The sequence below is a fragment of the Flavobacteriales bacterium genome, assembly GCA_016716605.1.
Taxonomy (GTDB): domain Bacteria; phylum Bacteroidota; class Bacteroidia; order Flavobacteriales_F; family PHOS-HE28; genus PHOS-HE28.
In genome coordinates, this window is the sequence record JADJWA010000001.1 from 2755181 (window position 1) to 2775827 (window position 20647).

General features: G+C 62.6%; 20 protein-coding genes. 5 read left to right on the forward strand and 15 right to left on the reverse strand.

Annotation, left to right across the window (positions count from 1 at the left end):
* Positions 1 to 38: 38 nt before the first annotated feature.
* The 7 genes from IPM12_11100 to IPM12_11130 are packed head-to-tail and all read right to left on the reverse strand — an operon-like array spanning position 39 to position 6919.
* Positions 39 to 1034, reverse strand: a complete 996-nt coding sequence (locus IPM12_11100; protein ID MBK9148346.1) for a sulfotransferase — start codon at positions 1032 to 1034, stop codon at positions 39 to 41.
* Between the two features lie 3 nt (positions 1035 to 1037).
* The gene (locus tag IPM12_11105; protein ID MBK9148347.1) at positions 1038 to 2324 is read right to left on the reverse strand and encodes a serine hydroxymethyltransferase; all 1287 of its coding nucleotides are present in this window, start codon (positions 2322 to 2324) and stop codon (positions 1038 to 1040) included.
* An 18-nt stretch (positions 2325 to 2342) separates the two neighbouring features.
* A complete protein-coding gene (locus IPM12_11110; GenBank protein ID MBK9148348.1) occupies positions 2343 to 3152 on the reverse strand; it encodes a hypothetical protein in 810 nt (269 codons plus the stop codon).
* A gap of 49 nt (positions 3153 to 3201) precedes the next feature.
* Complete coding sequence (locus IPM12_11115) at positions 3202 to 5304, reverse strand: T9SS type A sorting domain-containing protein (GenBank protein MBK9148349.1); 2103 nt, start codon at positions 5302 to 5304, stop codon at positions 3202 to 3204.
* A 60-nt stretch (positions 5305 to 5364) separates the two neighbouring features.
* Positions 5365 to 5550, reverse strand: a complete 186-nt coding sequence (locus IPM12_11120) for a hypothetical protein (GenBank protein MBK9148350.1) — start codon at positions 5548 to 5550, stop codon at positions 5365 to 5367.
* The gene (gene mazG / locus IPM12_11125) at positions 5547 to 6371 is read right to left on the reverse strand and encodes a nucleoside triphosphate pyrophosphohydrolase (protein MBK9148351.1); all 825 of its coding nucleotides are present in this window, start codon (positions 6369 to 6371) and stop codon (positions 5547 to 5549) included. The genes IPM12_11120 and mazG overlap by 4 nt, the downstream gene beginning before the upstream one ends.
* Before the next feature lie 26 nt (positions 6372 to 6397).
* On the reverse strand, positions 6398 to 6919 hold the full coding sequence (locus IPM12_11130; protein MBK9148352.1) for a DUF1572 family protein: 522 nt from the start codon (positions 6917 to 6919) through the stop codon (positions 6398 to 6400).
* A gap of 33 nt (positions 6920 to 6952) precedes the next feature.
* On the opposite strand from IPM12_11130, the gene IPM12_11135 reads away from it, so the two are divergent.
* On the forward strand, positions 6953 to 7435 hold the full coding sequence (locus tag IPM12_11135; GenBank protein ID MBK9148353.1) for a hypothetical protein: 483 nt from the start codon (positions 6953 to 6955) through the stop codon (positions 7433 to 7435).
* A gap of 14 nt (positions 7436 to 7449) precedes the next feature.
* Here IPM12_11135 and IPM12_11140 read toward each other — a convergent pair whose 3' ends face one another.
* The gene (locus IPM12_11140; protein ID MBK9148354.1) at positions 7450 to 8634 is read right to left on the reverse strand and encodes an OmpA family protein; all 1185 of its coding nucleotides are present in this window, start codon (positions 8632 to 8634) and stop codon (positions 7450 to 7452) included.
* A 178-nt stretch (positions 8635 to 8812) separates the two neighbouring features.
* Here IPM12_11140 and IPM12_11145 point away from each other — a divergent pair, with 178 nt between their 5' ends.
* From IPM12_11145 to IPM12_11160, 4 genes are all read left to right on the forward strand, one after another.
* A complete protein-coding gene (locus IPM12_11145; protein MBK9148355.1) occupies positions 8813 to 9517 on the forward strand; it encodes an ABC transporter ATP-binding protein in 705 nt (234 codons plus the stop codon).
* A gap of 116 nt (positions 9518 to 9633) precedes the next feature.
* Positions 9634 to 10875, forward strand: coding sequence for an ABC transporter permease (locus tag IPM12_11150; protein MBK9148356.1), 1242 nt, complete (start codon positions 9634 to 9636; stop codon positions 10873 to 10875).
* Between the two features lie 51 nt (positions 10876 to 10926).
* A complete protein-coding gene (locus IPM12_11155) occupies positions 10927 to 12180 on the forward strand; it encodes an ABC transporter permease (protein MBK9148357.1) in 1254 nt (417 codons plus the stop codon).
* A 54-nt stretch (positions 12181 to 12234) separates the two neighbouring features.
* Positions 12235 to 13347 carry an efflux RND transporter periplasmic adaptor subunit gene (locus tag IPM12_11160; GenBank protein MBK9148358.1) on the forward strand — a complete coding sequence of 371 codons (1113 nt, stop codon included), beginning with the start codon at positions 12235 to 12237 and terminating at the stop codon, positions 13345 to 13347.
* Here the strand turns inward: IPM12_11160 and IPM12_11165 are convergent.
* From IPM12_11165 to IPM12_11195, 7 genes are all read right to left on the reverse strand, one after another.
* Positions 13344 to 14255: a TIGR01777 family protein gene (locus IPM12_11165; protein ID MBK9148359.1), complete on the reverse strand. Its 912-nt coding sequence runs from the start codon at positions 14253 to 14255 to the stop codon at positions 13344 to 13346. The genes IPM12_11160 and IPM12_11165 overlap by 4 nt on opposite strands.
* Before the next feature lie 33 nt (positions 14256 to 14288).
* Positions 14289 to 14702: a hypothetical protein gene (locus tag IPM12_11170; protein ID MBK9148360.1), complete on the reverse strand. Its 414-nt coding sequence runs from the start codon at positions 14700 to 14702 to the stop codon at positions 14289 to 14291.
* A 38-nt stretch (positions 14703 to 14740) separates the two neighbouring features.
* Entirely contained in the window at positions 14741 to 15100 is a 360-nt protein-coding gene (locus IPM12_11175; protein ID MBK9148361.1) for a hypothetical protein, read from the reverse strand.
* Positions 15101 to 15104: 4 nt separating this feature from the next.
* The gene (locus tag IPM12_11180) at positions 15105 to 15980 is read right to left on the reverse strand and encodes a methyltransferase domain-containing protein (GenBank protein MBK9148362.1); all 876 of its coding nucleotides are present in this window, start codon (positions 15978 to 15980) and stop codon (positions 15105 to 15107) included.
* A gap of 58 nt (positions 15981 to 16038) precedes the next feature.
* Positions 16039 to 16539: a transcriptional regulator gene (locus IPM12_11185; protein ID MBK9148363.1), complete on the reverse strand. Its 501-nt coding sequence runs from the start codon at positions 16537 to 16539 to the stop codon at positions 16039 to 16041.
* A gap of 124 nt (positions 16540 to 16663) precedes the next feature.
* Positions 16664 to 17485, reverse strand: coding sequence for a UDP-2,3-diacylglucosamine diphosphatase (locus IPM12_11190; protein MBK9148364.1), 822 nt, complete (start codon positions 17483 to 17485; stop codon positions 16664 to 16666).
* Positions 17482 to 20523: a M1 family metallopeptidase gene (locus IPM12_11195; protein ID MBK9148365.1), complete on the reverse strand. Its 3042-nt coding sequence runs from the start codon at positions 20521 to 20523 to the stop codon at positions 17482 to 17484. The genes IPM12_11190 and IPM12_11195 overlap by 4 nt, the downstream gene beginning before the upstream one ends.
* Positions 20524 to 20647 lie beyond the last annotated feature (124 nt).

Consider the following 20647-nt stretch of genomic DNA (forward strand, 5'->3'; position numbering starts at 1 on the left):
GGCTAGCAGCGGTTCGCTTGTCCACGCGACCAAGGTCCTCAAGCTCCGGCAAGGTCCCGCGTCCTTCCTTGCGGTAGCGGCGAATCCATGCGGTACGCATCGATGCCGAAGCGATCGAGGATCCCTTGCAATCGGGCGGCCTGCGCCGCATCGATCCGCTGCATCCATTTGGCAGCTTGGGCTGATGGTTCGCTGAGCCGGTCGCGGGCGAAATCCGTCGCGCTCGATCGGTCGCGCTGCGCGTTTTCGATCCACGGCGCCACGGGCGCGCGCCATGCTGCGGCGATGCGTTCGAGGCTGGAGGCCGGATCAAGAAGGAGGTCTTCGTAATGCACCACGATCCAATCAAGTCCATGCCTCGGATGCCGCAGGGTGCTCAGGTTGTTCACGCACCACATGGCGAGCGTGCGCTCCAGTCCGGTTTGCAGGCTGTTGAGGTAAGGTTCGTGCTCCACATAGCGCTCCGTGAAGATCTGATCCGGGATCCGGATCGAGGGAGCGCTGTGCGAGGGGTCAGGAAAGGCCTTCAGATGCGAGAGCACCGTGGGCACTGGGTGGCGCAGCAGTAGGATCGGCTTCCGCTCAAAGGCGATGGTGGCCGTCATCCATGGCAGCAGCAGGTTGGCGCGCACGAATTTGGTGAGGATCCGTTCTGCGCGCTGCGCCTGCTCCTTGCTGCAATAGCGCAGCGTCCATTCCGTGGAGCGCTGAGCCGTGAGCAGCTCACGCATCACGCGCAGGCGCTCCGGGTCTCGGTCGTGCTCTGGTATGAATGGCCGCTTGCCCCAGTGCATGGCCTCAGGCACCGCACCGTGCAGGTGGTGCAATGGCTCCCAGTTGATGGCAGTGCCCGGCCAGGCGCTGAGCACTTCCATGAGCCAGGTGGTGCCCCCACGCGGATCGCCGGTGATCACCAGCGCCTCTTCCGCACGTAACGGTTTGCGCCCGAGCAGATCGGCCTTTTCCCGGAAGAGGCGTTTCGAGGCGTCGCGCCCGAGCCGTGCGCGCCATGCCTTCCGCAGCCACCCGATCATGCCTCAGCTCTCCACGGCCCAGCCGTAGAGCGGCTTCAGGCGCATCATGCCGCCCACATAGAACTTCACGCGGTCCAACTCGCCTGCGTCACCATTGCTGCGCAGGGTGGTGTCGATCATCTCCACGATCTTCTTGCAGTCGAGCTCGTTCAAGCCGCGCGTGGTGATGGCGGCGGTGCCGATGCGGATGCCGCTGGTCACGAATGGGCTCTTGTCATCGAAGGGCACCATGTTCTTGTTCACGGTGATGTGGGACAGGCCCAGCAGCCGCTCGGCTTCCTTGCCCGTGAGGCCCTTGTTGCGCAGGTCGATCAGCATGCAGTGGTTGTCCGTGCCGCCGCTCACGATGTCGTAGCCCTTCTCCGTGAATGCCTGGGCCATGGCGGCCGCGTTGGCGATCACCTGCTTGCCGTACACGGTGAAATCCGGGAAGAGCGCCTCGCCGAATGCCACGGCCTTGGCCGCGATCACATGCTCCAGAGGACCGCCCTGCGTGCCCGGGAAAACGGCGCCATCGAGCACGGCACTCATCATGCGCGCCTCGCCCTTCGGCGTGGTGAGTCCCCACGGGTTCTCGAAGTCGCGGCCCATCATGATCAGGCCGCCGCGCGGGCCGCGCAGGGTCTTGTGCGTCGTGGTGGTCACCACATGGCAATGCGGCAGCGGGTCGTTCAGGAGCTTGGCGGCGATCAATCCGGCGGGGTGGCTCACATCGGCCAGCAGGATCGCGCCCACTTCATCCGCGATGGCCCTGAAGGCGGCGTAGTCCCAATCGCGGCTGTACGCGCTCGCCCCGCAGATGATCAGCTTGGGGCGTTCGCGCAGCGCTGTCTCGCGCACGCTGCTCATGTCCACGCGTCCTGTTGCCTTGTCCACGCCATAGAAGGTGGGCCGGTAGAGCTTGCCGCTGAAGTTCACCGGGCTGCCGTGGGTGAGGTGGCCGCCGTGGCTCAGGTCGAATCCGAGGATGGTATCTCCGGGCTTCAGGCAGGCGAGCATCACGGCGGCATTGGCCTGCGCACCGCTGTGCGGCTGCACATTGGCCCAAACGGCACCGAAGAGCTGCTTCGCCCGCGCGATCGCGAGGTTCTCGATCTCATCGACCACTTCGCAGCCGCCGTAATAGCGTTTTCCGGGCAGGCCCTCGGCGTACTTGTTGGTGAGCACGCTGCCCTGGGCCTCGAGCACTTGGTCGCTCACGTAGTTCTCGCTGGCGATCAGCTCAAGTCCTACGGTCTGGCGCCACTTCTCCTTGTCGATCAGGTCGAATATGATTTGGTCGCGTTCCATGGGTGCTGTGTGTTGCGTTCAGGTGGCGTCGAAGGCGCGCAGGTAGTCGGGGAAGATCTGGTAGAAGAAGCGCTCGCGATGGCGCACTTCGTTGGCCATTTCGGGCGTGAAGTAATGCGCTTGCGAGCGTCTGGTGGGGTTCACGCGCTCCTTTTCGTCCATGAAGCGCAGGCTGGCCCGGGTATAGCCGTGGCCCAGGAGATAGCGGCGCAGCCCGTGATTGAGGCGTTCGGTGCGCAGGAATGTGATCCGAGGGAAGTGCTGGCGCCACTCGCGGCGCAGATCCATGCCATCGTGCAGGGCAAGCGCGGTGCGCAAGGGGTCGTGCGCGAACATGCGGATGAACTGCAGGGTGGTGGGCCCTATGCGCGTTCGCATGCCGCTCGGAGCAGCGGCCGCATAGCCCAGGCCCATGTGCAGGTCGAAGTATTCCGCGAAGCTCAGGTCTGGGAAACCCGGGAAGGCGTGGCGCAAGCGGCGCTCATCAACGCGCGGGCTCTTGGCCCAGGCCCTGAACTCGTACAAGGAGACGATCCGCGCCATCGGCTCCCGCACCACGGCCACGATGGCCTTGTTTCGATGCGCTTCGGGGATCTGGCAGTACGCGCCATGGGCCACTTCCTTCGCCTGCGCCGCCTGTTCGGCATTGAAGAGGTTGGGCTTCATTAGCAAGTCCTTCAGCATGCGTGGCGGCGCTCCCAGCCGCCAGCCGATCCGTTGGCGCAGCGAAGGGGGATGATGGAAGTGAGCCTGCTTCACCACCTGCCGCGCGAAGCTGCTCCCGGTCTTGGGTAAGTTCAGCATCACGAAGCGCTCGGTGATGATCATGCGCCGCTGCGGCTATCGCTTCGCATCTGCGCGCGGAGCGATCTGCCCATCAATGCTGCACCACGAAGCCGATCGATCGTCGCCCGTTGCCATCGCTCACCGTCAATTGATAGGCGCCCGCCTGCAGTTGACCGGTCTGGATCGCGGCGCTGCTGCCGTTGGTCGCGATGGTCTCATCGACCACCCGGCCTGAAGCATCGGTGACCGTGAGGCGGAAGGATCCGCCCGGAAGACCCAGCACGCGGAGCTCTTGATCAGCCGGCACCGGTCCGAGGGTGACTGCGCCCAATGCATGCTCGCCGATGCCCACGTACGTGTTCACCAGCACGCAGGAGGTGTCGTTGGCGGTCACGAGATCGCTCGGCAATGTGGTCCATGCGCAGAGGGCACCGGTCTCGTCGGCCGTGGGCGAGTAAGAGGTGCTGAAGGTGAAGAGTTGTTGCGCGCCGGGGTTGATGGCTGGGCCACTGTACGCCTGCGTGATCACATTCCCGTTGCCGAAGCGGTAGTGCACATCGAGGGCGGTTACCACCTGGTTGCCGTAATTGCGGATCCACGGGCGTATGGCGATGGGTGAGCCGATGGCCTGCCCGTCGGCGAGATTGAAGAAGCCGTTGCAGCCGGCATCGAAGACCGGCACCTGCGCCAATCGGAGCCCGATGAAGAAGTCCTGGATGGTGCGGTCGCGGTATTCCGCCCACACGCCATCGATCACCTCGTAGCTGTTGAGCGAGAAGGGCGGAGTGATGTCAACGGCGATGTTGATGTCGGCGCCGAGCATGTACCATTGGACATATACACCGCCGCTGGTGATGGTGATCGGAGCGGAGAGCGGGATCACCTGATCGCCGGCTACGGCCTGCGCCGCAGGGATGTTCACGGAATCGAGCAAGGTGCCCGGCAGGCCTCCGGCGCCGTCGTCGTCATACACCTTCATGGTGTATCCGGCCAGCCCGATGTTGCTCACGATGCGCACCGTGGTGTGCGTGGCATAGGCCGGGTAGTAGGGCGGCTTGATGTACATGCCCACGCCGCCATTGCCGCCGTTCCAGCTCAGGCCCACACCGTTGTCAGTGGTGCCGTGGTAGCGCAGGTCGTGTGTGGCCGTCGTGGTATCCACCACCACGATCTCCTGGGTCTGGGCGTTGTTCAAGGTCACCAATTCGCCGGTTAGCCCGCTCACCGTGGTGTTGAAGCGGTAGGTTCCAGCCGGGTTGGGGGTCCACGCAGGTGCGAAGTTCACGGTGGTGTCGAGGCCCGGGATGATGTTGCCGATCGCCTGGGCAGCGGTGATCACCGAGGCACCGCCCGCATTCAGCAGCGTTCCGGAGAAGTTGAAGGGGCCGGTATCGGTGTTGCCCACGTTGAGGGCGTTGGCCACCATGGAATAGCTCGATCCATTGCGCGAGCGGAAAATGCCGTTGGATCCCGGCTGGCCGTTCCAGCCCACGGTGGCATCGAGGATCTGCAAGGTGCTCATTGGGGGCATGTAATAGCGGATGGCGATGCCGGTGACCGGGTACACATTGCTGCTGTGCTGCAGGCCGATGCTGCCGGCCACGCTCTCAATGCCGAGCTTCAGGTCGTTGTTCTGCGTGAGGCCCGTTTGCGTGAGGTATTGCACCGTGATGCTGCTGTCGAGCTTGTTCAGGATGATCTGGAAGGTGTTGCTCCCGGTGTAGGTGGGCGCAGTGGGCGACCAGAACGGCACATCGATCCAGGAGATGATGGTGGTGTCCCCGGTGTCCAGCACGTAGCAACGGCCGGGATTGCCGGTGCCCAGGAAGTTGAGGTCGCTGGCCATGCCCGCCACGTAATCGTTCACCCCGCCGCTGGTGGGGATCATGGGGAAGGGCGACGCGATGTTGCCGCCGTTGAAAGCGATGTAGCCGTTGCTGCCGATCCAGATGTTCTTGCGGGCGTACCAGTAGAAGGGCATGTCGGTGGCCATCACGAATGGGCCCACCACGTTGTCGTCGCCAAGGCCCATGATCATCTGCCCGGTGGTGGTGATGTCGATCCAGCTGAAGACCGGGCCGTCGGGCTCATTGCTGTCCTTCCAGATGTAGCCGTAGGCATCGGGGCCGCCTTGCGCTGCGAAGAGCGGAGCGCACAGGAGAGCCGAGAAGAGGAGCGTGGAAAGATGCTTCATGTCAGAGGGGTTTGGTGATGGCTCCGCCAAGGTAGTCGGACTAACCATACGCCCCACCGGTCAATTTGCCAGCGCGCTGCCGCCCCAGAACCAGCAGCGCTCAGGTCGGTCGAGCGGGGAGGGCAGGGGCACGCGCATCACCCAGCGCGCTTCGAACCGATCGCCGTCGCTGGATTCGAGCCGCCTCATCGCCTCCAGCAAACCGAGCATCAGGCTGAGCAGCAGTGTGCGCAGCAAGGCCTTCATGCGCTCAGGTTCTTCGCTTTCTCCCAATAGGCATCCATCTCCGCGAGGCTCATCTCGCCCATCTGCTTGCCGTCCTTGCGGCTTTCACGCTCCAGGTATTGGAAGCGCTTGATGAACTTGCGGTTGGTGCGCTCCAGCGCCTCATCGGGGTCAACGCCGAGGAAGCGCGCGTAGTTCACCACGCTGAAGAGCACGTCGCCGATCTCGTCCGCTTGTCTGGCGCTGCCTGCATCCACTTCGGCCTTCAGCTCGCGCAGCTCTTCGTGAACCTTCTCCCACACCTGCTCCTTGCGTTCCCAATCGAAGCCCACGCCGCGCGCCTTGTCCTGTATGCGAATGGCCTTCACCAAGCTGGGCAAGCCTTTGGGCACGCCTTCGAGCACGCTGGGTTGTGCGTCCAATTGGCCACCGGGAGGGTGGGCGGTGCCGGAGGATGTGTTGGCGTGGGCCTTCTCTTGCAGCTTGATGCGCTCCCAATTCGCCTTCACCTCCTCCTCGTCCTTCACCTTCACATCGCCGTAGATGTGCGGATGCCGGCGAATGAGTTTCTCGCAGATTCCGTTGAGCACGTCGGTGATGTCGAAGGCTTCCTTCTCCTTACCGATGCGCGCATAGAAGGCGATGTGCAGGATCAGGTCGCCCAGTTCCTTCTTCACGCCGTCGAGGTCGCCTTCGAGGATGGCATCGCCCAGCTCGTAGGTCTCTTCGATAGTGAGCGGGCGCAGCGTCTCCAGCGTCTGCTTCTTGTCCCATGGGCATTGCTCGCGCAATTCGTCCATGATCTTCAACAGGCGGAGAAAGGCTTCGGCACGTGGGTCCATGGGGCGAAGGTCGCTCGGCCGATGCTTCACATCCCTTTATCCTTGTTGAAGGCCGCCGTGCCGCCGCGCGGAATCGAGAGGCTCTGGAAGCCTTCGCCCTTGAAGAGCTTGCCCAGCAGCACGATCTGCCCCACGTGGTAGGGTACATGGGCCAGCTGACGCGTGATGGCTTGCGCCACGGTATGCGGTTCTGTTCTGATGTGCACGATGCCATCCAGTTGGTCGGCGGTGAGCGGATCGATGGCGGCGAAGAGCTGGTCCCAGCCCTGGTTCCAAAGGCGCAGCAATTCCTCGCGCGTGGCGATGCCGGGCTCGAACTCTCCCTCGCGGTTGCGCCATGGCTTCTCGCCGTCGGAGGTGAGGAAATCGGTCCATCGGCTCATCATGTTGCCGTGCAGGTGCTGAACGATCACGGCGATGGAATTGCTGCCGGGCGCCGGCTCGCGGAAGAGGTCAGCGTCAGGCAATTGGTTGAAGGTCCTCTCGCCCAAGGTGCGATAGTAGGCGAACTCCATGCGGGCGCTGTCGAGGAAGCGGAGGACGGGCATGCCGCGAAGATCGGCACCGGTTACCTTGCCGACATGCGGTACCTCTTGCTGGTCCTTTCCGGGATGATCACGGCCTTCACGATCGCCCAGCCCGATGTGCTGGTCTATGGCCTTGTGAAGGACATCAGGACCGGTGAACGGCCCACCGGCATCTCCGTTGAGGCCATCGACCTCAAGTGGGGCCGCTGGAAGTTGGCCGCAACAAGTGATAGTTCCAAGTATGAGTTGGACCTCGGCCGCAACGGCGAGTGGCTCGTGACCTTTTCAGTGCCCGGCTACGTGAGCAAGCGGATCAAGCTCATGCTGTTCGGACCAACCCCTGAGGAATGGGTCGGTGGCTTCGGGATGAACGTGGACATGACCATGATCCAGCCTCAGGAAGGCGTGGACTATTCCCTTCTTGAAGAGCCCTTCGGCATATGCCGGTACAACAGCGAGACGGGCATGTTCGAGTGGGACCTGGCCTACACGGAGAAAATGCGTGAGCGGCAGGCCGCCATGCTGGAAGCGCGATAAGTCCGCTGACCAAGCTATCGTTCGATCACGCGGAACTCCACACGCCGGTTGATGGCGCGGTTGGATTCGCCATCGTTCGGCACCAAGGGCTTGCTCTCTCCGTAGCCCTTCCAGGAAAGTCGCTCCTGCTCCACTTTCTTCTTCAAGAGGTAGTCCACAACAGCCTTGCTGCGGGCATCGCTCAGCTTGAGGTTGTACTCGTCACTGCCCTGATCATCGGTGTGGCCTTCGATCTCCACGCGCAGGTACGGGAAGTCGGTCATCAGGTCCACGAGCTTCTCCAATTCCTTCTCGTAGCCGGGCAGCAGTTCAGCCTTGTCGAACTCGAATTGCACGTTGTCCAGGCGCACGCGCGTGCCCACGGCCGGCTCCACCTGGTGGATGTTCACGGTGGTGCTGCTCACATGGTCGGGCACCACGGGGCGAGGCGGGGGAGGCAGGCTTTCCTTTGGCTTCGGGGTCAAGGCTGTTCCGGGTGGTGCCACGCGCACGCTCACATCGTCGATGAAGTAATAAGCGCCGCGCTCGCCTTGCGGCTGGCGCTCGTGCTGGGTGGCATCGTCGCCATAGAAGTTCCCGATAATCACGAAGCGCTCAGTGCCGGTGGCATCGAACACCCCGCGCACCTTGTGCCAACCGCCCTTGATGAGCTTCTCTTCATTCACCGTGGGGGTGATGTGGAGCGGCAGCCGGTCGCGCGTGCTGATGGGCGCATCGGTGAAGAGCAGGCCCACGTTGTTGCTGGCATCGTTGCTCTTCACGGCGCGCAAGGCCCAGACCTCGGCGATGTAGCGCACGCCGGCTTGCAGCGGTTCCTTCAGTTCGGCCTGGACGTATTCGTGCCAGTAGGTGGGCGTGTTGCCCTTGCCGTAGGTCTTGATGCCCACCATGCCGTGGCCGCTGTGGGTGCTCTGCTTGCCGCCGCTATGCTGCCTGGGGTGCGCCCAGCATTCGGGATCGAGGGTGGTGCTGAAATGGTCGGGCGTGGTCTGTGTGGGTGAGCTCCAAGCCGTGATGTTGGCGGCGAACTTCTCGGGATCGGTGGTCCACACGCACGAGGTCTTGATCACCTCCTCGAAGCCGGGGTTGGGCACCAGATTGGGCATGGTGTCGTTGAGCATCGCACGCTGGAAGACGTTCTGCGCGGAAGCCGCGCCCAGCAAGGCGCAGCAGGGCAATAAGGAGATGATTCGGACCATGCGGCGAAGCTACCCGGGCGGAAAGGGCGGCATGGGCGCATGCAGGCCCACGAAATGAACGGGCGGATGTGGAGTGGGGCCGATCGCCGCTCTCGTCGATCATGCGCCGCTCGTGTATCGCGCCGGTGCTCTTCGGGTGGGCCCGGTACTTTCGGCGCTGACCCGCATTCCACCCGCGATGATCGATCTCAAAGGCATCCGCAAGGCCTACCGCATGGGCGCCAACATCCTGCCCGTGCTCAAGGGCATCGACCTGCGGGTTGATGGCGGCGAATTGGTGAGCATCATGGGCGCCAGCGGCAGCGGCAAGAGCACCTTGCTCAACATCATCGGCATCCTCGACGGCTACGACCAAGGCGAGTACCTGCTCGATGGCATGCTCATCAAAGGGCAGAGCGAGACGGAGAATGCCCTGCTGCGCAGCAAGTACATCGGCTTCGTGTTCCAGAGCTTCAACCTGATCGGCTTCAAGAACGCCATGGAGAACGTGGCGCTGCCGCTTTACTACCAGGGCGTGGCGCGCCGCAAGCGCAATGATCTGGCGCTATCCATGCTCGAGAAGGTGGGCCTGAAGGATTGGGCCAAGCACATGCCCAACGAGATGAGCGGCGGGCAGAAGCAGCGGGTGGCCATCGCGCGGGCGCTGATCAGCAGCCCCAAGATCATCCTCGCCGACGAGCCGACCGGCGCATTGGACAGCACCACCAGCCATGAAGTGATGGAACTGCTCACCAGCGTGAACAAGGAATTGGGCCTCACCGTGGTGATCGTGACGCACGAGCGCGAGGTGGCCGCTGCCACTCAGCGCGTGATCTATCTACGTGATGGCCTGATCGAGAACGCCCACATGGACCCTGCAAGCCTGCTGGCCGATGTTCGATAGGATTCACGGCAGGGGCGAAACGGCGCGGGGAATGCACTGTGGAGTGTCGTCGTTCTTGCTTTCGCGATTCGATTTCACTGCGCCACTGCACCTCTGCGGCCCAAACTCCTTCACCGATGTTCGATAGGGAGAAATGGGGCGAGGTCTTCGAGAGCATCGGCAAGAACAAGCTGAGGGCGGCGCTCACGGGCATCAGCGTGTTCACGGGCATCTTCATGCTCATCATCCTGCTGGGCCTCGGCAAGGGGCTGCGCAATGGCTTCGAGTACGGCTTCCGGAATCAGAACGTGAATACCATACATGTTCGCGGCGGCACGACCCTGAGGGCGTGGAAGGGCCTGCCCCCGAACCGTCGGGTGACCCTGGAGAATTCGGACATGGCCGCCTTGCGGCTGGGCGTCCGCGAACTGGAGCACAGCAGCGGGGAGTACTGGCTGTGGCGCGGCGAGAGCGTGCTGAACAACGGTGAGCGCTATGGCAACTACACCATCCAGGGGATTGAGCCCGCGTACTTCCATGTGGAATCACAGATCATTGAAGCCGGCCGGTACATCAATGAGCCGGACCAGATCGAAGGGCGCAAGGTGATCGTGATCGCCAACGATGCGCGCGAGAAGCTCTTCGGCGCGGAAGACCCGCTGCACCAATGGATCCAGGTGAACGGCATCCCTTTCGAGGTGGTGGGCGTGTACCGCTTCGAGCAGACACAGGGGCAGAACCAGCGTAGCAAGGTCTTCATCCCCCTGAGCACCGCGCAGCGCGTCTTCGGGGCCTACACCACCATCGATGAGTTCCACTTCACGCTTGGCAAGGCCACGCTCGACGAGAGCAAGCGCGCCGTGAGCCGCGTGAAGAGCATCCTTGCCGCACGGCACAACTTCGACCCTTCTGATGAGCGCGCGATATGGGTGGAGAACTCATTGGAGAACTACACCATGTTCAGCGGCGTCTTCATGGCCATCAGCACCTTCGTGTGGGTCATGGGCATCGGCACCATCATCGCGGGCATCATGGGCGTGAGCAACATCATGCTGATCGTGGTACAGGAGCGCACCCGCGAGATCGGTGTGCGCAAGGCCTTGGGCGCAACGCCACGATCCGTGATGGGCCAAGTGATGATGGAAGCGCTGATCGTGACCAGTGCAGCGGGCTACGGCGGCTTGCTGCTCGGACTGGGTTCCTTGGAGGCGATCGCGCGGCTGTTGCCCGGCGGCCCCATGTTTCGCCGGCCTGAAGTGGACATCAGCATCGCGATCCAGGCGCTCATCCTGCTCATCATCACCGGTACGCTTGCAGGCCTCATGCCCGCGCGCCGTGCCGCTCGGATCCGTCCCATCGAAGCGCTCCGCGATGAATGATGAGCAACCCTCACCCCCTGTCACCCCACAACCCTCAACCTGCAGTGCACCATGTTCGACCGTGAGCGATGGGGTGAGATCTGGCAGACGCTGAGCCGTAACAAGCTCCGCAGCTTCCTCACGGCCTTCGGCGTGGGCTGGGGCATCTTCATGCTCATCCTCATGCTGGGCGCGGGCAATGGCTTGAGCAACGGTGTTGCGGGCGCCTTTGAAGGCTGGGCCAGCAACGCGTGCTATGTGTGGGCCCAGACCACCTCGCTGCCCTACAAGGGCCTTCCGCGCGGGCGCTCTTTCGATTTCGACAACGACGACATCGCGCTGATCAACCAGCGGGTGAAGGGCATCGAGGCGTTGGCCCCACGGCTGCAGCTCGGTGGCTGGCGCGGAGGCAACAATGTGGTGCGCGGCAACAAGACCGCAGCGCTGACTGTGAATGGCGATCTGCCCTCGATCATGCGGATTCAGGGCACCTACGTGGAGGAGGGCCGCTTCCTGCACGAGCGCGATGTGCTGGAGAAGCGCAAAGTGTGCGTGATCGGCAGGCGCGCCGTGCAATTGCTCTATGAGCCGGATGAGAAGGTGCTCGGCTCGTGGATCCGGATCAATGGCGTGTACTTCCAGGTTGTTGGCGTCCACATGCCCAAGGCCAGCGCGGAGATGGGGAACGACCAGACGGCCGTGATCTACGTGCCATTCTCCACTTTCCAAACGGCGTTCAACGCGCTCAATCAAGTGCATTGGTTCGCGATCACAGCCCGGCCCGGCACACCGGCCTCCCAAGTGCAGGCCGACGTGAAGAAGCTGCTGGCCGTGAAGCACCGCGTGCATCCGGACGATGACATGGCCTTCGGCAGCTTCAACGTGGAGGAGATGTTCGACATGACCAACGACCTGCTCACGGCCATCACAGCGCTTGCCTGGTTCGTGGGCATCTGCACGCTCATCGCAGGGGTGGTGGGCGTGAGCAACATCATGCTGGTGGTGATCCGTGAGCGCACTAATGAGATCGGTGTTCGCCGCAGCATCGGCGCCACGCCGGGGCGCATCACCGCGCAGATCGTCCTTGAGGCCCTCACCCTCACCCTCATCGCCGGCTATAGCGGACTGCTCCTCGGCATGCTCCTGCTCGAAGCCGTGAGCAGTGCCGGCCTGGAAGGCGCCTTCTTCGCCAAGCCCGAGATCGACCTCGTTACCGCGCTGGTGGCCCTCGCTGTGCTCGTGATCAGCGGTGTGCTTGCCGGACTTTTCCCCGCGCGCCGCGCGCTCGCCATTCGCGTGGTCGATGCGCTAAGGGCGGATAAGTGACCAATTCTCAACGCGCTTTGGCATCAACCCTCAACACACAACCTGCTCTCCTGCATGAAACGCTTCCTCCGCTACCTGCTCATCGCTGCCATCGTCCTTGTCGTGCTCTGGTCCTTTGCCTTCTTGTACAGCAAGGGCGCCAAGAAGCCCGATGAGTTCGCCATTGAGAAGCCCAAGAAGGCCAATGTGATCAAGAAGACCGTGGCCAACGGCAAGATCGTGCCGCGCAAGGAGATCCTGATCAAGCCCGTGGTCAGCGGCATCATCCGCGAACTGTACGTGGAGGCCGGCCAGCAGGTGAAGAAGGACCAGCCCCTGGCCAAGATCCAGATCGTGCCCGACATGCTCAGCCTGAGCAACGCTGAGAACCGCGTGCGCACGGCGGAGATCAATGGGCAGAACGCCCAGATGGACTTCGACCGCAACAAGCCGCTGCTGGATAAAGGGGTGATCAGCGCTGCCGAGATGCAGCGCTTCGATATCGCCCTGCGCAGCGCCAAGCAGGACCTTGAAGCAGCCAAAGAGGCGCTGCAAGTGGTGCGCGACGGCATCAGCCGAAGCAGCGCGGGCAACACCATCGTGCGCAGCACCATCGAGGGCATGGTGCTCGACGTGCCTGTGAAGGAGGGCAACAGCGTGATCGAGCGCAATAACTTCAATGAAGGCACCACCATCGCCGCGATCGCTGACATGAGTGACCTGATCTTCCAAGGCAAAGTGGATGAGAGCGAGGTGGGCAAGGTGCGTCTGGCCATGCCCGTGGTGCTCACCGTGGGCGCTATCGAGAACGCCACCTGGGATGCGGAGCTGGAGTACATCGCGCCGAAAGGCGTGGAGGAGAACGGCGCCATCCAATTCGAGATCCGCGCAGCGGTGAAGCTCGCACAGGGCCAGACCCTGCGCAGCGGCTACAGCGCCAATGCCGACATCGAACTCGAGCGCCGCGACAGCGTGCTCACTGTGCCCGAGAGCGTGGTTGAATTCAACGCGAAGGGCGATAGCGCCTTCGTGCAGGTGAAGAACGGGGAGGAATGGAAGCGCACGTGGATCAAATCCGGACTGAGCGACGGCATCAACCTCGAAGTGCTCGACGGCGTAACCAAGGACACCGAACTGAAGGGAGCGAAGAAAGACGAAGAGGTTAGCGTGTCGGTGGCGGTGGATTAGGGCACCAACGCCGCGACGGCCTCCTTCATCGTTCCAACCTTGAACCGGTAGCCCAGCTCCTGCGCGCGGGTCGGAAGCACCCATCGGCTCTTGAGCACCAGCTCGGTCTCCGTGCCCATGAAGCGCGCGCCAAGCTCAAGCATCCAGCGCGGCGACGGCAGCGCGATCCATGGCTTGATGCGTTCCCGGAGAATCCGCATCACTTCAGTCTGACGCAAAGGGCTGGGCGCTGAGAGGTTGATTATCCCTTGCGCCCTCGGCTCTTCGATGAGCCATACGAAGAAGCTCGCCACGTCAGTTTCATGCACCCAGCTCATCATCTGCTGGCCGTTGCCGTGCCGTCCGCCCAAGCCCCATCGCGCCAATTGCGCATAGCGCGGGAATGCGCCGCCCCGGTTGCTGAACACAATCGCGCAGCGCACCGCCACTTGGCGAGCACCTTCGCGCTTGTGCCGGAAGAATTCGTTCTCCCACGCTTTCACCACCTGCGGGCTGAAGTCGTTGCCCAATTCACCATCAATCTCGTCCATGGGCCGGTCCTCGGCGTGGCGATAGACCGTTGCACTGCTGAGGTTGATCCACACGGGTGGTGGTGATGCGATCGATAGCATGGCCTCGCCCAGCGCATGCGTCGATTCCAAGCGGCTGTTAAGGATGGCCGCCCGGTTCTCCGGCGTGTAGCGGCAATCCACGCTTCGGCCGGCGAGGTTGATGAGCGCATCGGCGCCATCCAGCTCGCTCCACCAAGCGCCTCGTGAGCGGCCGTCCCATTGCACCATACGAGCATTGGGGTGCTGCTTGATGCCGGGACGGCGAGTGAGAACTGCCACCTCATCACCGCGCTCCGTGAAGTGCTGTTGCAGGATCTTTCCGATGGTTCCGGTGCCGCCGGCAAGGATGATCTTCATGGCTGGTCATGCCGGGCTCGGCCCGATATCGCGTTAATGTGTGGGTTGGGTCACCAGGGGCATGGGATTCAAGCTCCCGCCATTCTGCCGCGCTTTCCGCCTTCCGCGGAAGAAGAGGAAGAGATTCAGGAAAAGCATCACGCCGAGGTAGATTGCGAAGCCGCCCACTTTCCCTGCCAGCGCCTCCACCACTTCCTGGTTGGTGTCGAAGGGGTCATTGTCCCAGCGCGGGCCAATCTGCATGATGCGCAGCGCGAAGCCGATATTGAGCAGGTAGAAGCCGACCTCGAACAGCTTGTTCGTGGCGTCGGCAATGTCTGTTTTGCCCTTGAAGATGTCGAGCATGAACACACGGCCGTTGCGGAAGAGCGTGCGCGCCACATAGAGCGTGAGCAGCAGCACGATGGGCAGGTAGATGAGGTAGGTGAGGACGATCTTGCTGGTCATGGCAATTGGTGTTTGTCAGGGTGCTTCAGTTTGCCCCCTTACGGGGTTGTTGTGCGTTGCTTGATCCGGCTCCAGATCAGGAGCACGGCGATGTTCTGGTAATGGAGTCCGGCGAGCGCGAAGAGGATGACGGCGATGTGCCGGCTCAACGTGCCCAGCATCTCCTGCACCGTAGTGATGGGCTCCCATTGCGCTAGGACCAGCGCGATGTAGCCGAGGTTCACCGCGTAGCAGCCCACAAGCAGGATGTTGTTCGTAGCATCCACGAAGGCCGCATCGTTATCGAAGATCCTGAGCATCCAGATTCGCCCATGGCGATGGCAGAGCTGTGCCACTGCCACTGCGATGGCGAGCATCGCAGGGAAGAAGAGGGCGTAGGATGCCAGGTTGAGGTTCATCGGATCATGCCTTGCGCGCGGTGATCATCAGATAACGGAACAGGTCGCGTTGCGTGCCTAGCACGATGCCCAACAGGCAGCTGCGCAGGTGGGCGCGTTCCAATTCGTCCAGTCGAGCGCCGGTAGCGAGACGATCGAGCCAGCAGCGGATCATGAGCATGGGACCGTGTACCGCGCTCAGGGCCACGTTCCAGCCCATGTCGCGCACGCGGATGTCCACGAAGCCCGCTTGCTCCATCGCTGCGATGAATGCTCCCCGCTGCGGGAAGCAGGGGAGGGCCCAGCCGCGCTCCACCGTTCGCACCATGCGTCTCCGCCATCCGGTCGCGGGCTTCAGCATGAAGCCATCCACGAGCGCGATGCGCCCGCCGGGCTTCAGGATGCGCGCCGCCTCATGGATCACATCACGCTTGTCCAGATCTGCACCGTAGCACAGGCTCTCCAGGGCATACACGCCGTCGGTGCTGTCATCCGCGAGTCCGGTATCCCGGAAATCGCGCTGATGAAGCGCCACGCTCAATCCTTCGGCATCGGCCTGTGCCTGCCCGATCCGCACTTGTTCCTCCACCACGGTGTAGGCGTCCACATCCACGCTGTAGGTGCGGGCCGCCAGCCTCGCCGCGCTGCCGTATCCGCATCCCAGGTCGGCCAAGCGGTCCGCCACCCGCGGTTCCAGCCTGCGCACCACCTGAATCACCATTTCCTCCAGCATGGCCTTGCGATCGAGGAAGCTCATGCGCGGTTGCCAGAACCCGAAGTGCAAGTGGCCCTCTGCGCTCCAGCGCTGGTAAAGGGCAGCGCTGGCATGGAAGTGCGCGGTCACCTTGGGGTCCACGGCACGGATGCCGGAGCGTGGCGCGGTGCGATGGAGCGCGGTCATGTCCTTGCGGTTTGAAGTTACAGGAAGTATTGAAACATTGCGGGTAAAAAAAGGGCGATCACTTGAGCAGGGTGGTTGCGGCCTTCACGAACCATTGGACATCGCGGCGCGTGCTATGGTCGAGCAACGTGTCCAGGCGGGTGGTCAGGTCGTGCAGGTCGTGCGTGGTCTTGCGGAAGGCCTTGGCCTCTGCGGTTGCTCCCGGGACGTCCTCCAATTCGTCGAGCAATCGGATCAGCGGCTCCAACTCGCGCTTCTTGCGTTCGCGGGTGATGTGGGTGGCCACTTTCCACACGTCCTTCTCGGCCTCGAAGAACTCCCGCCGTTCGCCGCTCTTGAGTACACGTCGCACCAGGCTCCAGTCGATGAGCGCCCGGAGGTTCATGTTGGCATTGCCACGGCTGATGTTGAGCTGCTCCATCAACTCCTCGGTGCTCAGCGGTTCGTGGCTGATCAGCAGCAGGGCATGCACCTGCGCCATGCTCCGGTTGATGCCCCAAGCGCTTCCGAAGGCGCCCCATGCCTCAATGAACTTCTCTCGCGCTTCCTGAAGGTCCATGACGTTGCGGTTTGAACGGCGCAAACATATATGGCGTGTACGAAACTTTCAAATACTACTGAAAAATAAAATCATGTGCCGCGCCTCCGCGCTCGGACCGGCCCTTCCAGCAAGCCTCTTCCGCTCACACGGCCGGACCGCCCACGATCCGAGCATCGCCGGTCAGCGGACCGTCGCCATCCCGCTTCAACAGTTTCATGTCATGGCCATCGAAGGCCGCGTAGGTGAAGTGCCTGATCCAATCGCCCAGGTTGATGTAGCGCGATCCGGGTGCGATCTCCAGGTCAATGGGCAGGTGGCGATGTCCGAAGACCATGTAGTCGAATCGGTCCTTCGTGAGCAGCTCGCGGCAGTATTGCACGAGCCACTCGTTTTCCTCACCAAGCCACTTGCGGTCGTTGGCGTAGCTCTTCTTCCGGCTGCGGCCGCTCCAGAAATCGCCCAACCAGAGCGAGAAATTCGGGTGCAGCCGCGCGAAGAGCCATTGGCATGCGGGGTTCCGGAAAACGCGCTTGATGAACTTGTAGCCGTGGTCACCCGGACCCAGGCCATCGCCGTGGCCGATGTAGAAGCGCTTGCCTCCGATATCGCGCGCGATGGGCTCGCGGTGCACGATCGCACCCGTTTCCCTTGGCACGTAATCGAAGATCCACATGTCGTGGTTGCCGATGAAGAGGTGCACGGGAATGCCCCGATCGGTGAGCTCGGCCATTCTGCCCAGGAGCCGTGCATGCCCGCGTGGCACAGCGCGCTTCCACTCGAACCAGAAGTCGAACAGGTCGCCGAGCAAGTGGATCTCCGTGGCATCCTTGGCGGCTTCATCGAGGAAGGCGCAGATGCGCTTCTCCCGGGCCAAGCTGCTCGCCGCATCAGGCACGCCGAGGTGGAAGTCGCTGAGGAAGTAGATCCGCTGGCCTGTGCTCACGGGCGCGAAGGTCGCTGTCACGGATTGATCGCCCGCACGATCCGCGTGGGATCGAGCTTTTCCAGTGCGAACACGAAACGGATCCGATCGCCGAAGGTGCGTCCGGCGAATTCCTCTTCCTCGAGGATCCGGTCGGAGACGTAGATCGGCATCCACACCTCGAGGATGTCCTTCAACAAGGTGAGGCCGATGCCCGCTTCCGCATAGGTGGCGGTCTCCAGCGAGCGTGTGCCGTCGGCGTTCACTTGGGTGTAGGGCGCCCAGCCGATGCTTCCGAAGAGCGCGAGCGGCAGCTTGAAGGGCATGTCGAGCTCGGCATTCACGCTGGCGATCCAGCTATCGCTCCCGCCGCCCCGGAAGGGCGTCTTGAAGGCTCCTTGCTGCTTGTTGAATTGCCGGCCGAAGAAGCCGGTGTGGTAGCGGCCGCGATCGAAGTAGGCGTGATCATAGAGCAGATCCTCCGGGCCCCAGCTCAGGTTCAAGGCTTCCAGGCCGAACACGTTCTCGCCGCCCGTGAGGAAACTTCCACCGAAGGCCCGCAGCCGGAGCTGCTTGCCGCGTGCGTCGTAAGCGAAGGCTTGCTTCACTTCGATCGCGCCGCGCAGCCAGTCCTCACCGGCGGTGAGCGCCGTGCGGATGCTCGACGGGCGCAGTTTGCGCTCGTCCGCAGCGGTGTGCGTGAGTTCCAGGTAATCGTCGAAGGTGCGATAGCGGTAAACGACATCATCGCTGCCGATGAGCTCGCTCGTGGTGTAGATGCGCGCGCCACGCAGGTTGACGCTGTGCGCCCATGGCTTTGCGAGGGGGCGTTTCACATCGATTCGCACGCTCGGTGAGTACTTCTCGTACCAAGCTTGCGCCTTGTGATCTTGGAAGAGACCCGATGAGCGCACGCCGAATCCGAGGTGGATGTTCCGGAACCACGAGCTGCGGATGCGGTCGAAGTGGTGCTCGATGCGCGCGGTGCCGGACACCCGGTCGTTCAGGAAGGAGTAAAGCGGCGCCATCACCCATTCGGTGCGCTGGTTGGGGAAGGTGGTGTTGCGCAAGGAGATCCCCGCCTGCCAGCCATCGTGCTGGTTCCAGTTGGGCAATAGGCTCCAGTAGAGGCTCGGGCGATCGTTGCGCTCTAAGCCGAAGAGGTGCTCGAAGCTCGGCGCCGCACAGCGCTTGAAGAGCCCATGGCCGCGCACGGTGTTGTTGCGGCGATCGATGTCGAGCGTGCGGTTGCCTGCATCGATGCGCACGCGATCCACGTTGGGCCACGGCAAACCAGCATATTCGGTGCGCCCTTGGTGGCCGAAGCCGTGATTCCAGGCCCACACGGTGCCGAGGCTGTCTTTCTCGAGATAGCCGGTGATGGCGAATGGCACCTTCGACGGGCCTTTCGCGCGATGTCCAAGGTGCCAGCGCTCTGTCGCACCCACCCATGTGCGCTTATCCAGCGAGGCCGCTTTCACACGATACTTCTCATCGGTCATGAGCAGGCCCTCGAACACCCAGTTCAGGTCTTGTCCGCTCTCCCGCTCGAACACGGCCTTCATGTCCTTCGGCCCCGGATGCTTGAACTTCCACTCCTCGAAGTAGGCGCGCAGGCACTTATCCATCATCTCTTCGCCGAGGTAGGCCATCATGTGATCCATCACCAGCGCGGTCTTCATGTACACGCCGGTTCCGTAGTTCATGCTGGTGAAGTCGTCGCTGCTGAGCGAGAGCGGCTGGTCCAGATTGCGGCGCGCGTTCAATCGATAGGCGAGCTCGTTCTGCGAACGGTGCGGATCGCTCAGGTGCGCCGCTGCTTTCTTCAAGCCCGGTATGCCGATGCTGAATCCGCTGGCTGGATAGCGCTGCCGCATGTAGCGCAGTTCGAGGAAGCTGTTCATGCCCTCGTCCATCCACGCATGGTCGCGCTCGTTGCTGCCCAGGATGCCGTAGAACCAATTGTGCCCCACTTCGTGCGCGATCACGTTGTCGAGGCTCTGCTTGTCGGGCATGTTGCCGATCACGGTGATCATGGGGTACTCCATGCCGCCGCCCGCGCTGATGGTGCCATCGATGGCCGTGCAGGCATCGTAGGGATAATCGCCCACGTGCTCGCTGTAGAACCGAACGCTCTCATCCACGTAACTCACCGCATCGCTCCAGAGCAACGCGTTCTTCGGGGTGAACAAGGCCCATGTGGTTACGTCGCGACCGCTGCGCGGAAGCGTAACTCGGCTCTTGCGCACGATGAAGCGCTTGTCGGCGAACCATGCGAAGTCATGCACGCGGTCCTGCGTGAAGCGGATGCTCTTGCTCTCTGCTGCGGAAGGCGGAATGGTGTTCAGCTTCACCCGCTGCTTATCGAGGAAGAACTTCTGTGTTTCCTCATAAGGCGCGGCCGCCAGGGAATCCATCCAAGCGCGCTCTCGAGCATCCTGCAGCAGGCCTGTTGCGCCCACCACGTAGTTCTCGGGAAGGGTGATGCTCACATCGAAGCTGCCGAATTCGCTGTAGAATTCGCCTTGCGTGAGGTAGGGCATGGCATGCCAGCCGGTGGCGTCGTACACCGCCGGCTTCGGGTACCATTGGGTGATGTAATAGGCCTGATCCGAATGCCCCAGCCGCGAGAATTTCCCGTCGGGGATCTTGACGCGGAAGGGCGTGCTGATGGTGACCCTTCCACCGGGCTGCACCGGCGCGGGCAGCTTCAGCCAGGCGATGTCGATGTGGCGCGCATGATAGCCCCATGGTGCCTTCACGCCATTGACCATGAAATCGAGGCTGTCGATGGTTCCGCGCTCGGCATCCTTGGCGAAGTGGAGGGAGAGGTCGCCCGTGCGATTCATCTGCTCGCAGAGAGCCGTTCCCCGAGTCGTATAAGCGTTTGGCCAGAGATGGATCCAGAGCGTATCGAGTGCCTGCGGGCTGTTGTTGGAGTACACGAACGATTCCTGCCCATGGAGGATGTGCCGCTCGTCGTCGAGGCGGACGCCGATGGTGTAGTCCACCTGCTGCTGGAAGTACTGGGCCTTGAGGGCGCACGGCAACAGGAGGAGCGGGAGGACCAGTGCTTTCATGCCACGATGTTAGCGTCCTGTCCCGAATCGCCGGGGTGCTCCACCGGAATCGAGGTTGACCGTTGGCTGGCCAGGAACCGCCAAACGCTGTTAATGCCCGTATGGCGCGGCAACCCGGCCATTG